General features: G+C 72.9%; 12 protein-coding genes. 8 read left to right on the forward strand and 4 right to left on the reverse strand.

Features of this window, described 5'->3' with window-relative positions; genetic code table 11:
- Window positions 1–27: 27 nt before the first annotated feature.
- The 3 genes from AADR41_RS08105 to AADR41_RS08115 form a co-directional block, all read right to left on the reverse strand.
- Window positions 28–261, reverse strand: coding sequence for a hypothetical protein (locus AADR41_RS08105; protein WP_072482991.1), 234 nt, complete (start codon window positions 259–261; stop codon window positions 28–30).
- A 64-nt stretch (window positions 262–325) separates the two neighbouring features.
- Window positions 326–1,324, reverse strand: coding sequence for a DEDDh family exonuclease (locus AADR41_RS08110; RefSeq protein WP_342280655.1), 999 nt, complete (start codon window positions 1,322–1,324; stop codon window positions 326–328).
- Between the two features lie 40 nt (window positions 1,325–1,364).
- Complete coding sequence (locus AADR41_RS08115; RefSeq protein WP_342280654.1) at window positions 1,365–2,027, reverse strand: TetR/AcrR family transcriptional regulator; 663 nt, start codon at window positions 2,025–2,027, stop codon at window positions 1,365–1,367.
- A 144-nt stretch (window positions 2,028–2,171) separates the two neighbouring features.
- Between AADR41_RS08115 and AADR41_RS08120 the strand changes: the two genes are divergently transcribed.
- The 8 genes from AADR41_RS08120 to AADR41_RS08155 all read left to right on the forward strand — a co-directional run bounded on the left by AADR41_RS08120 (window position 2,172) and on the right by AADR41_RS08155 (window position 9,892).
- On the forward strand, window positions 2,172–2,972 hold the full coding sequence (locus AADR41_RS08120; RefSeq protein ID WP_342280653.1) for an acetoacetate decarboxylase family protein: 801 nt from the start codon (window positions 2,172–2,174) through the stop codon (window positions 2,970–2,972).
- Window positions 2,969–3,853 carry an SDR family NAD(P)-dependent oxidoreductase gene (locus tag AADR41_RS08125; RefSeq protein ID WP_342280652.1) on the forward strand — a complete coding sequence of 295 codons (885 nt, stop codon included), beginning with the start codon at window positions 2,969–2,971 and terminating at the stop codon, window positions 3,851–3,853. The genes AADR41_RS08120 and AADR41_RS08125 overlap by 4 nt, the downstream gene beginning before the upstream one ends.
- Before the next feature lie 10 nt (window positions 3,854–3,863).
- On the forward strand, window positions 3,864–5,144 hold the full coding sequence (locus AADR41_RS08130) for an amidohydrolase family protein (RefSeq protein ID WP_342280651.1): 1,281 nt from the start codon (window positions 3,864–3,866) through the stop codon (window positions 5,142–5,144).
- Entirely contained in the window at window positions 5,144–6,373 is a 1,230-nt protein-coding gene (locus tag AADR41_RS08135; protein WP_342280650.1) for an amidohydrolase family protein, read from the forward strand. The genes AADR41_RS08130 and AADR41_RS08135 overlap by 1 nt, the downstream gene beginning before the upstream one ends.
- A 25-nt stretch (window positions 6,374–6,398) precedes the next feature.
- Window positions 6,399–7,112 (forward strand): VIT1/CCC1 transporter family protein, encoded by a 714-nt coding sequence (locus AADR41_RS08140; protein WP_342280649.1) that lies wholly within the window; start codon window positions 6,399–6,401, stop codon window positions 7,110–7,112.
- A gap of 150 nt (window positions 7,113–7,262) precedes the next feature.
- Entirely contained in the window at window positions 7,263–8,141 is an 879-nt protein-coding gene (locus tag AADR41_RS08145) for a sterol desaturase family protein (RefSeq protein WP_342280648.1), read from the forward strand.
- Window positions 8,138–8,827, forward strand: coding sequence for a lysoplasmalogenase (locus tag AADR41_RS08150; protein WP_342280647.1), 690 nt, complete (start codon window positions 8,138–8,140; stop codon window positions 8,825–8,827). Before AADR41_RS08145 ends, AADR41_RS08150 begins: the two co-directional genes overlap by 4 nt.
- A 21-nt stretch (window positions 8,828–8,848) precedes the next feature.
- The gene (locus tag AADR41_RS08155) at window positions 8,849–9,892 is read left to right on the forward strand and encodes a zinc-dependent alcohol dehydrogenase family protein (protein ID WP_342280646.1); all 1,044 of its coding nucleotides are present in this window, start codon (window positions 8,849–8,851) and stop codon (window positions 9,890–9,892) included.
- Here AADR41_RS08155 and AADR41_RS08160 read toward each other — a convergent pair.
- The gene (locus AADR41_RS08160) at window positions 9,882–11,414 is read right to left on the reverse strand and encodes a CoA transferase (RefSeq protein ID WP_342280645.1); all 1,533 of its coding nucleotides are present in this window, start codon (window positions 11,412–11,414) and stop codon (window positions 9,882–9,884) included. The genes AADR41_RS08155 and AADR41_RS08160 overlap by 11 nt on opposite strands.
- Between the last annotated feature and the right edge of the window lie 12 nt (window positions 11,415–11,426).

The following is an 11,426-nucleotide window of genomic DNA, read 5'->3' on the forward strand; positions in this document are numbered from 1 at the left end:
CGGGGAAGCGGGCGCTGCGGCCGCTGCTCAGACTTTGTCGATGATGCCCACCTTCCCCTCGGCGCGGGCGCAGTGGCCGCCGCAGAACCAGTGCCCGTCGACCTCGACGCCCTGGCCGATGATCTGGACCCGGCAGTGCTCACAGATGGGTGCCATGCGGTGGATGGCGCAGGAGAAGCAGTCGAAGACGTGCACCGCGCCCTGCGCGTGCACCTCGAAGGACATCCCGTAGTCGTTTCCGCAAACCTCACAACGTGCCATGCGCCACAGGGTGGGACGCCGGGGCCGGGGCGGGCGAGCGGTGGGCGGGCGAGTCGCCGCCGGTTCACTCCGATGACGGCGCGGGCACCCGGCCGGAGGCGGGTGCCACATCGCGCAGCAGATGGGTGAAGGCGCTCTCGTCCAGGATCGGGGTGCCGAACGACTTCGCCTTGACCGTCTTCGACGTCGCCGCGTCCGGGTCGTTGGTGACCAGCAGGCTGGTCAGCCGGGAGACGCTGGTCGCCACGTGCAGCCCCGCCTCCACGGCCCGGTCCTCCAGCAGCTCGCGGTCCACCGAGGTGTCCCCGGAGAAGGCCACCCGCATGCCCTGCATCAGGGGCTTGTCCTTCTCGTACCGCCCGGGGTTCGGATACGGGCACGGCGGGAGCTTGCGCGAGGCGCGCCAGCTGTTCTGACCGTGCGAAGGCTGATGGCCGATCCTCGGTGTGACCGGGGAGTCCGACCACTCGGTCAGCGGCCGGCACTCCAGCAGCGGCAGCCGCACCCCGCCCCGCGCCGCCGCGTGCAGACTCGGCCGGAACGCCTCGGCCAGCACCCGGGCGTCGTCCAGCGCGTGGTGGGCGTGCTGCTGCACGACGCCGAAGTGCGCGGCCAGCGACGCCAGCTTGTGGTTGGGCAGCGGCAGCCGCAGCTCCTTGGCCAGCGCGATGGTGCACAGCCGCTGCTCGACGGGGGCCACGACCGAGGCCCGGGCGTACTCCCGGGCCAGCATCGACCAGTCGAAGGCCGCGTTGTGCGCGACGAGGACGCGGTCCGCGAGCCGCTCGGAGAGCTGGGCTGCGACCTCCGGGAAGAGCGGGGCGCCTTCGAGCACCTCACTGGTCAGGCCGTGGATCCAGACCGGGCCGGGATCGCGCTCGGGGTTGACGAGGGTGTACCAGTGGTCCTCGACGTTGCCCTGTGCGTCCAGGCGGTAGACGGCGGCGGACACTATCCGGTCGTCCCGTGCGAGTCCGGTGGTCTCCACGTCGACGACCGCGTACCCCTGCGGGTAGGCGGTCGGCCACGGTGCTGCGGTCTGGCGGTCGTCGAGCATGGTCACAGAGAATACGGGCCGCGACTGACAGTCTCCTATTCGGCCGTCATCCGCCCCCGCGTCCCGGTTCCGCCGTCCGGCCGCTGCCGTACGGGCCGGCCAGCAGCCCTTCCACCAGAGCCCGTACGGAATCGGCGAACAGCCGGTCCGGGTCGGCGGGCCGGGCCAGGGCGCGGGCCAGCGCCGGATCGCCGTCCGCGGCGGAGGCGGTCCACAGATCGCCCTCACCGGGGGACTGGACGGGGGACCGCTCCCGGTTGCGCTCGACGAGCAGGAAACCGACGGTCTGGAACTGCACCGCCCGCACCGCCGCGGCCGCCCGCGCCCCGCGCAGCCCCGCGGCGTGCACCTCGTGGACGAGGGCCTGTTGCGCGGGGAGGAACATCCGCTCGGTGAGCCCCCGTTCGTGGACCATCGCGATCAGATGCGGTCTGGCCCGCAGCTCGCGGCGCAGGGCGCGGGCGACGGAGACGATGCGGGCCGCCGGGGTCCGGCCGGCCGGGCGCAGGGTGCCCATCTCCCGCACGGTGCGCTCGACGAGGGCGTCCAGCAGCGACTCGCGGTTGCCGACATGCCAGTAGATCGAGGTGACCGCGGTGCCCAGCTCCGCGGCGAGGGCGCGCATGGTGAGGGCCTGCGGGCCGTGCCGCTTCAGCAGGGCGGCGGCCGTGTCCAGGACCTCTTCGCGGGTCAGCGACGATCGCGCCACAGCGCTCCCTGGTTCTCGAAATCCGTTGCACGCATGCCTATTTACCCTTCATCGGCATCGGTGTAACTGTGTTACAGAACCCGGCACGGAGAACGCGAGACGCGGAGAACGCGAGACACGGACGACCGAGAAGGGTGGTACGACATGGCACGCGTACGGTATGGCGCGCGCACCGGGGCCGAGATCGCGGCGGCCCGCGCGGCCCGCTCCCGGCTCCCCGACATCTGGTCCACCGGCGTGGTGGCCCTCTGGGAGAGCGACCCCGACGCGGTGGCGGCCGTCCTCCCGCCACCTCTCAAGCCCGCCGAGCGCCCGCTCGTCCGGGCCGGTATCAGTACGGTCGAGCTCCCCGGCTACCCGCTCGGTGCCGGCTCGGTCGCCGTCGCGGCGATCCACGACGGCCACCAGGGCTGGTATCCGCTCGTCATGCCGATGACCCATGAACGGGCGCTGATCGGCGGCCGTGAGGTGTTCGGCGAACCGAAGAAGCTCGGCGAGGTGACCGTCGAACGCGACGGCCTCGTCGTCCGTGCCGCGCTCGCCCGGCACGGCATCGCGTTCGTCGAGGTGCGCGGCGCGGTGAGCGGACCGCTCCCTGTGCCCGAACCGGCCGGCAAGCTCGACTTCTACTTCAAGTACCTGCCCGCCGTGGACGGCGAGGGCTTCGACTCCGACCCCGTCCTGGTCCACTGCACCCGCCACGAGAAGGTCCGCAGGCTGGAACGGATCTCGGGCGACGTGGTGCTGCGCGAGTCGGTGTACGACCCGGTCGCCGACCTCCCCGTACGCCGGCTGGTCGAGCTCACCATCGGCGAGAAGACCAGCGACCAGCAGGGCAGGGCCGTGGCCCGGGTGAGCGCCGAGGCGCTGCTGCCGTACATCCACCAGCGCTACGACGACCCGCAGCAGATCCACGACGGACCGCCGGAAGGGAGCGTCCGATGAGACTGGAGGAGGGCCAGGTCGCCGTCGTCACCGGCGCCGCGAGCGGCATCGGCCTCGCGATGGCACGCAGGTTCGCCGCCGAGGGGCTGAAGGTGGTCCTCGCCGACGTGGAGGAGGGCGCGCTCGGCGAGGCGGCGGGCGAACTGCGCCGGGACGGTGCGCGGGTGCTGGCCAGGGGCGTCGACGTCGGCGAACGCGAATCCGTGCAGGCGCTGGCCGAGGCCGCGTACGACACCTTCGGCGCCGTGCACGTGCTGTGCAACAACGCCGGGGTCGGTTCCGGGGCCGAGGGCCGGATGTGGGAGCACGAGCCGAACGACTGGAAGTGGGCGTTCGCCGTCAACGTCTGGGGTGTCTTCCACGGCATCCAGGCGTTCGTGCCCCGCATGATCGCGGGCGGCGCCCCCGGACACGTCGTCAACACCTCGTCCGGGGACGGCGGGATCGCCCCGCTGCCGACCGCCTCCGTGTACGCGGTCACCAAGTCCGCCGTCGTCACGATGACCGAGTCGCTGTACGCGCACCTGAGGGCGGAGGGCGTCGAGGTCGGCGCCTCGGTGCTCTTCCCCGGCCCGCACATGCTCCGCACCGGACTGTGGGAGTCGCACCGCAACCGGCCGCAGCGGTACGCCAAGGAACGCCCGCGCAGGACCCCGTACCGCAGCCTCGGCCAGTGGGAGTCCGCCATGCGGGAGGCGGGCCACGAGGTGGAGTTCACCCCGGTGGAGGACGTCGCGGCGACCGTCGTGGACGGGATCCGTGCCGGCCGCTTCTGGATGCTGCCGGACAGCGAGCACAGCGACCGGCAGATCCGCGCCAGGTCGCAGTCGATGCTGGACCGGGCCAACCCGTCGTACCTGGAGAACTTCATTCTCGACTGAGGAGCGAGCGATGTCCGACGACGACCCGTACCTGATCATCTCCTCCGACTGCCACGCCGGGCTGCCCACCGAGGAGTACCGGCCCTATCTCGATCCCCGCTTCCACCGGGAGTTCGACGACTTCCTCGCCGGCCGCGACCGCCGCCGTGAGGAGATGACCCGCCTCGGCGTACGCAACGAGGCCTTCGCCGACAAGTGGTTCCACGACAACGAGGAGGGTCTGAAGGGCGGTTGGGACGCCGCCCGGCGCCTGAAGGAACTGGACGGCGACGGGGTGGCCGCCGAGGTGGTCTTCCCCGACGCGGACGCCGTCGACAGCCGGACCGCCGCCCCGTTCGGCGTCGGCCTCGGTCTCTCCGGCGACCAGGACCCGGAGCTGGGCATGGCGGGCGCGCAGGCGCACAACCGCTGGCTCGCCGACTTCGTCGCGCAGAACCCCGAACGCCACTGCGGGGTCGCCCTGCTGCCCGTCACCGGCGAGGTCGACCGGGTCGTCGCGGAGATCCACCGGGCGAAGGAATCCGGCCTCGGCGCGCTGATGATCCCCTCCATGTGGGTGGACAAGGCGCCCTACCACGACCGGCGGTACGACCCCGTCTGGGCGGCCGCCGCCGAGACGGGCATGCCCGTCGTCACCCACTCCGGCGCGGCCCCGCGCCACGAGTACGGCGACCACCTCGGGATCTACGTCTCCGAGGTCACCTGGTGGCCGTCCCGCCCGCTCTGGTTCCTGCTGTGGTCGGGCGCCTTCGAACGCCACCCCGGGCTGCGGTTCGGCGTCGCCGAGTCCGGCTGCTGGTGGCTGCCGAACCTCCTGTGGTTCATGGACCGGCTCTACCTCGGCGCCCACGGCGGCAAGAAGCTCTCCCCGTTCGCCGAACTGAAGCGGCCCCCGCACGAGTACCTGGACCGCCAGGTCTTCATCTGCGCCACGAACACCAAGCGCCGCGAACTCGCCCAGCGGTACGAGATCGGCGTCGACAACATCCTGTGGGGCAGCGACTTCCCGCATCCCGAAGGCACCTGGCCGAACACCGCCCAGTGGCTGCGCGACACCTTCCACGACATCCCCGTCGCCGAGACCCGCCGCATGCTGGGCCTCGCCGCCGCCGAGGTGTTCGGCTTCGACACGGCGAAGCTCGCCCCGATCGCCGAACGCATCGGCCCCACCCCCGCCGACCTGGGCCAGAGCCCCGACCAGACGGCGGTCGAGGCGTCCTGGGCACGCTCGCGCGAGACCGGCCGGCACTGGCTGACCGGCCACGACTTCCCGGTCCTGGGGGCCGGCTGATGCCCCGCGAGCGCTACACCGTCATCTCCGCCGACTGCCACGCCGGCGCCGACCTCCTGGACTACCGGCCCTACCTGGAGTCCAAGCACCACGACGACTTCGACGCGTGGGCGGCCACGTACGTCAATCCGTACGAGGACCTCCTCGCCGACACCGCCGACCGCAACTGGAACTCCGCCCGCCGCCTCGCCGAACTGGAGGCCGACGGCATCGTCGCGGAGGTCGTCTTCCCCAACACCATCCCGCCCTTCTTCCCCTCCGCCTCCCTGATGGCCCCCGCACCCTCCCGGCAGGAGTACGAACAGCGCTGGGCCGGACTGCGCGCCCACAACCGCTGGCTCGCCGACTTCTGCGCGCAGGCGCCGGGCCGGCGGGCGGGCGTCGCGCAGATCCTCCTCAACGATCCGGCCGAGGCGGTCCGCGAGATCCGCCGCACCAAGGAGGCGGGACTCACCGGCGGCATCCTGCTGCCCGGCGCCCCGCCCGGCTCGGGCGTCCCGGAGCTGTACTCGCGGACGTACGACCCGCTGTGGGCGGTCTGCGAGGAGCTGGACGTACCGGTGAACCACCACGGCGGCTCGGCCTCCCCGCCGCTCGGCGACGAACCGGCGGCCCGCGCCGTCTTCATGGTGGAGACGACCTGGTTCTCCCACCGGGCGCTGTGGCACCTGATCTTCGGCGGGGCCTTCCGCCGCCACCCCGGACTGAAACTGGTCCTCACCGAACAGGGCTCCGGCTGGATCCCGGGCGTCGTCGAGATGCTCGACTACTACCACGGCCGCCTCGTCGCGGCGGCGACCCGGGCGACCACTGCCGAATCCAGGTTCGGCGCGGGCCTGGCCGCCTCGATGGGCGCGAGCCCCGGCGAGGTCTGGCGCGACAACTGCTACGTCGGTGCCAGCTTCATGCGCCCCCACGAGGCGCCGCTGCGCGACCGGATCGGCCTCGAAAAGATCATGTGGGGCAGCGACTACCCGCACGACGAGGGCACCGCCCCGTACACGAGGGAGGCCCTGCGGATCGCGTACGCGGGCGTGGCGCCCGAGGAGGTCGCGGCGATGACCGGCGGCAACGCGGCCCGCGTCTACGGCTTCGACCTGGCGGCGCTCGACCGCGTCGCGGCCGAGGTCGGCCCGACGGTCGAGGAGATCGCCGAGCCGCTGAAGGAGGTCCCGGCCGGCGCGACCAGCCCCGCCTTCGCTCCGGGCGGGTCGGTGCGCGTCTGGTGACCGGGCAGGGTGAGACCATCCCCGGGTGACGGATATCCGGGCGCACGACGAACCGCACGGCAACGGGCTCGGCACGCGGCTGAACTGGCTGCGTGCCGCGGTCCTCGGCGCCAACGACGGGGTGGTCTCCACCGCCGGACTGGTCGTCGGCGTGGCCGGCGCCACGGCCGACCGGGGCACCCTGCTCACCGCCGGTCTGGCGGGACTGCTGGCCGGCTCCATGTCGATGGCGGCGGGCGAGTACGTCTCCGTCTCCACCCAGCGCGATTCGGAGATGGCCGCGCTGGCCACGGAGAAGCAGGAGCTGAAGGAGGCACCCGAGGCGGAACTGGTCGAGCTGACCGGCCTGTTGGAGGGCAAGGGCCTGAGCCGTGAGGTCGCCCGCGAGGCCGCCGTCCAGCTCACCGAACGCGATGCGCTGCGCGCCCACGCGGTGGTGGAGCTGGGCATCGACCCGGACGAGCTGACGAACCCGTGGCACGCGGCGGGCGCGAGCTTCCTGGCGTTCACGGTCGGCGCGCTGCTGCCGCTGCTGGCGATCGTGCTGCCCCCGGCGTCGCTGCGGCTCCTGGTCACGGTGCTGTCGGTACTGGCCGCGCTGGCTCTCACCGGCTGGTGGAGCGCCCGGCTGGGCGAGGCGGCGGCGGGGCCGGCGGTGCTGCGGAACATGTGCGGGGGAGCGCTGGCGATGGCGGTGACCTATGGGGCGGGGCATCTGCTGGGGGCGGCGGGGGTCTGAGGGCGCTCCGTTCGGATCACGCCGGGCTCGGGTGCCCCGCAGGGGCAACGCATTTGGCAGAAGTCACCAAAGACTGCTGACACCGTGTCTCGCATACTTGTTGGTAACAACGTCTAGTCCCGGGCCGACCTGCGGCTCTACGGTGCTCGCATGCCGCCGAACCTGCCCGATGTAGTGCTCTGGTCCATACCGGCCTTCGTCCTGCTCACTGTTCTGGAAATGGCCCTCCACCACTTCCACCCCGACGAGGACGCCGCCGGATACGAGACGAAGGACGCCGTCACCAGCATCACCATGGGGCTGGGCAGCCTGGTCTTCGACCTGCTGTGGAAAGTGCCCATCGTCGCGATCTACACCGCGGTCTACGAACTGACCCCGCTCCGCGTCCCCGTGCTGTGGTGGACCGTCCTGCTGATGCTGCTCGCACAGGACTTCTTCTACTACTGGTCCCACCGCGGCCACCACGTCATCCGGATCCTCTGGGCCTGCCACGTGGTCCACCACTCCAGCCGGAAGTTCAACCTCTCCACCGCGCTGCGCCAGCCCTGGACCTCGCTGACCGTCTGGCCGTTCTACCTGCCGATGATCGCGTGCGGGGTCCATCCGGCGGCGCTCGCCTTCTGCTCGTCGGCCAACCTCGTCTACCAGTTCTGGGTGCACACGGAACGCATCGACAAGCTGCCCAGGCCCTTCGAGTACGTACTGAACACGCCCTCCCACCACCGGGTGCACCACGCGTCGCAGGGCGGCTACCTGGACCGGAACTTCGGCGGCATCCTGATCGTGTGGGACCGGCTCTTCGGGTCGTTCACCGCCGAGACCGAGCGGCCGGTGTTCGGGCTCACCAAGAACATCGACACCTTCAATCCGCTCCGCGTCGCCACCCACGAGTACGCCGCCATCGCCCGTGACGTGCGGAAGGCGGGCAGCTGGGGCGAGCGGGCCGGGCGGATCTTCCGCGGGCCCGGCTGGCAGCCGGGCGGAACGGCCGCCCGGACGGCCGCCGGTGCGCAGGAGCGCACCGGATGAGCGCGGACGCCGTACCGGACCGGCGGGAGCGTCTCGTACGACCGCTGTTCATCGCCTTCCTGGTGGCCTCGGCCGTCGACCTCGCCGGGCTGCTCGCCGGCGTCCCGGCCGCCCATCTGGTCGCCAAGCCGCTGCTGATGCCGCTGCTGGCGGGGTACGCCGCCGCCCGGCGCGGACCCCGGCTGCTCGTCGCGGCGCTGCTGTTCGGCTGGGGCGGTGACACGTTCCTGCTGGCCGACGCCGATGCCGCCTTCCTCGTCGGGATGGGCTCCTTCGCCGTCGGGCACGTCTGCTACCTGTGGCTCTTCGGACGGGCCCGCGGCTCGCTGCCCGCCGGGGTCGCGTACGCCGTCGTCCTGACCGTCTTCGTCGCGCTGCTCTGGCCCGGGCTGCCCGCCGACATGCGGATCCCGATGACCGGCTACAGCCTGCTGCTCACGGCGATGGCGTTCCGGGCCGGCACGCTCGGCCGGTACGCGGCCGCCGGCGGGGCGCTCTTCCTGCTCTCCGACGCGCTGATCGCCACCGGCATCGCGGACTGGCCGCAGCTGCCCGCGCCCGACTTCTGGGTCATGCTCACCTACATCGCGGCGCAGTTCCTGCTGACCGCCGGAGCGCTCGCACCAGGGCCGGAATGGGGTGGTGTCGCTCCCGGGGCGTACCGTGAACGGAGTACCAGCAGCTGAGAACGGCAAGGACCCCCACGCATGCGCGCCACCGTCATCCACGCCCCCCACGACATACGCGTGCAGGAGGTGCCCGACCCCGCGATCCAGCAGCCCACCGATGTGGTGCTGCGGGTCCTGCGGGCCTGCATCTGCGGCAGCGACCTGTGGGCGTACCGGGGGGAATCGGCCCGGCAGCCGGGCCAGCGCATCGGGCACGAGTTCCTCGGGATCGTCGAGGAGGCGGGTTCCGACGTGGCCGGCTTCGCCGTCGGTGATCTCGTGGTCGCCCCGTTCGTCTGGTCCGACGGCACCTGCGCCTACTGCGCCGAGGGGCTGACGACCTCCTGCCCGCAGGGCGGATTCTGGGGCTCGGCCGGATCCGACGGCGGTCAGGGCGAGGCCGTGCGCGTCCCGTTCGCCGACGGCACGCTGATCAAGCTCCCCGCCGCCGCGGCCGCCGACGACCACCTGCTCACCGCGCTCCTCGCCCTGTCCGACGTGCTCGGCACCGGACACCACGCCGCCGTCGGCGCGGGCGTGAAGCCCGGCTCCACGGTCGCGGTCGTCGGCGACGGAGCGGTCGGACTCTGCGGCGTCATGGCCGCCAAGCGGCTCGGCGCCGAGCGGATCATCGCGCTCGGCCGCCACCGGGCGCGCACGGACATCGCCCGCTCCTTCGGCGCCACGGACGTCGTCGCCGACCGCGGCGAGGCGGCGGTCGAAGCCGTACGGGAACTGCTCGGCGGCGAGGGCGCGCACGCCGTGATCGAGGCCGTAGGCACCGAACAGTCGATGCGCACCGCCGTCGGGATCACCCGCGACGGCGGCTCCATCGGCTACGTCGGTGTGCCGCACGGCAGCGGCACCGGCCTGGACCTCGGCGTCATGTTCGACCGGAACATCGCCCTGCGCGGCGGCGTGGCCCCGGTGCGCACGTACATCCCGGAGCTGCTCCCCGACGTCCTGGCCGGCACGATCGACCCGTCGCCCGTCTTCGACTTGACCGTCGGCCTCGACGACGTCCCGGTCGGCTACAAGGCGATGGACGAGCGCACGGCGCTGAAGGTGCTCATCAAGCCGTGAGCCAGACGGCCGCGTCCGCCCCCAGCGGGCCGGGCGGGCGCGACCAGCCGGCGGGGGAGCCCTCGAAGGCGACCGGTGGCACCGCGTGCCGCAGCCGTCCCAGCGGGCCGTCCGTCTCGGTGAGCCACTTCTCCGGGTCGTACGAGGGAGCCGCGGCCGCACTCGCCGCTGTGCCCGCGCCCGCATTCGCGCCCGCATTCGCGCCCGCATCCGCGTCCGCATGCGGCTTCCCGCAGCGCGGCAGTTCGTCGAGCAGCCAGGCGGCGGTCCGGGCGAGCGATAGCGTGACCAGCCGGGAGCCGCCCTCGTCGTGCTGCTCGGTCAGCGCCCGCAGCACGGCGGCGGCCAGCAGATGGCCGGTGCCGTGGTCGAGCGCCTGGGCGGGCAGCGCTCCGGGCCGGGCCCCGGGGCCGGCGGCCTCGACGGAGGCGATGCCGGTGGCCACCTGGACCAGGCTGTCGAAACCGCGCTGCCGCGCCCACGGACCGTGCCCCCAGGCCGAGAGCCGCCCGATCACCAGCCCCGGTCTGCGCGCGGCCAGGGCCTGCGGCGTGAGCCCGAACCGTTCGACGGAACCGGGCCGGTAGCCGACGACGACCACGTCCGCGTCGGCCAGCAGCCCGTCGAACGCGGCCGCACTGGAGCGGCTGCCGAGATCCAGGTCCACCGACCGCTTCCCGAAACCGGTGTCGCAGTGTGCGTCCGGGCTCTCCGGGAGCTGCGGGGCATCGATCCGCAGGACGTCCGCGCCGAGCAGCGCGAGCGTACGGGTGGCCACCGGCCCGGCGATGACCCGGGTGAGGTCCAGCACGCGCAACCCGGCGGCGGGCAGCAGCGGTTCACCGGCGAGCGCCGCCGTCCGGCGCGCCGTCGCATGGTCGATACGGTCCCTGCCCACCAGCGGAGTGCCCGCGAGGGCCGCGCCACGGGGGTCGGCCGCCCACTCGCCGGGCGTACGGGCGGCCACGGCCAGGCCGCCCGCCGCGTACACCGTCCGCTCGATCTCGTCGCTCGCGCGCCCGGCGAACGAGGCGGCGGCGGTGTCCACGGCGATGTCGTCCGGGGTGTCCGCGGGCAGCCCGAGCGTGGCGAGCAACCGGGCCCGGTGGTGCGGGTAGTTGGCGTGCGTGCGCACCCAGCCGTCGGCCGTGCGCCAGAACCGGGACAGCGGGGCGAACGTGGTTGCCGCGCGCCCGTCGATCCGCAGATGGCGCTCACTGGTGAACGCCGTGGCCACCGCGCCGTCGTCGATCCGGACCCGTGGCACGGGGCGCGCGGTGCGGCGCGCGGCCAGTTCGGCGGCGGCCAGCGAACAGACCGCGACGGCGGAACGGGCCAGCTCCATGACGGGCAGCCGGGCGGGAAGCAGCTCGCCGGAGCCGCGCGACCCGAGGTGCGCAGGAGACCCGGGGGGTGTCGAGGACCCGAGGTGCGCAGAGGACCCGAGGCGCGCGAGGAGCGCGGGGTCGCCGCCGAGCGCCGCCCAGGCCTGCTCGGTACCGGACAGGGGGGCCTGATTCATTCCCGCACTATG

The sequence above is a fragment of the Streptomyces sp. CLV115 genome (genome assembly GCF_038448545.1).
Lineage (GTDB): Bacteria > Actinomycetota > Actinomycetes > Streptomycetales > Streptomycetaceae > Streptomyces > Streptomyces sanglieri.

Bases quoted from the DNA above. Each gene is read 5' to 3' on its own strand.
- AADR41_RS08105 (WP_072482991.1), bottom strand. From the start codon at position 261: ATGGCACGTTGTGAGGTTTGCGGAAACGACTACGGGATGTCCTTCGAG.
- AADR41_RS08120 (WP_342280653.1), top strand. From the start codon at position 2,172: ATGGCACGCGTACGGTATGGCGCGCGCACCGGGGCCGAGATCGCGGCG.
- AADR41_RS08125 (WP_342280652.1), top strand. From the start codon at position 2,969: ATGAGACTGGAGGAGGGCCAGGTCGCCGTCGTCACCGGCGCCGCGAGC.
- AADR41_RS08130 (WP_342280651.1), top strand. From the start codon at position 3,864: ATGTCCGACGACGACCCGTACCTGATCATCTCCTCCGACTGCCACGCC.
- AADR41_RS08135 (WP_342280650.1), top strand. From the start codon at position 5,144: ATGCCCCGCGAGCGCTACACCGTCATCTCCGCCGACTGCCACGCCGGC.
- AADR41_RS08145 (WP_342280648.1), top strand. From the start codon at position 7,263: ATGCCGCCGAACCTGCCCGATGTAGTGCTCTGGTCCATACCGGCCTTC.
- AADR41_RS08150 (WP_342280647.1), top strand. From the start codon at position 8,138: ATGAGCGCGGACGCCGTACCGGACCGGCGGGAGCGTCTCGTACGACCG.
- AADR41_RS08155 (WP_342280646.1), top strand. From the start codon at position 8,849: ATGCGCGCCACCGTCATCCACGCCCCCCACGACATACGCGTGCAGGAG.
- AADR41_RS08160 (WP_342280645.1), bottom strand. From the start codon at position 11,414: ATGAATCAGGCCCCCCTGTCCGGTACCGAGCAGGCCTGGGCGGCGCTC.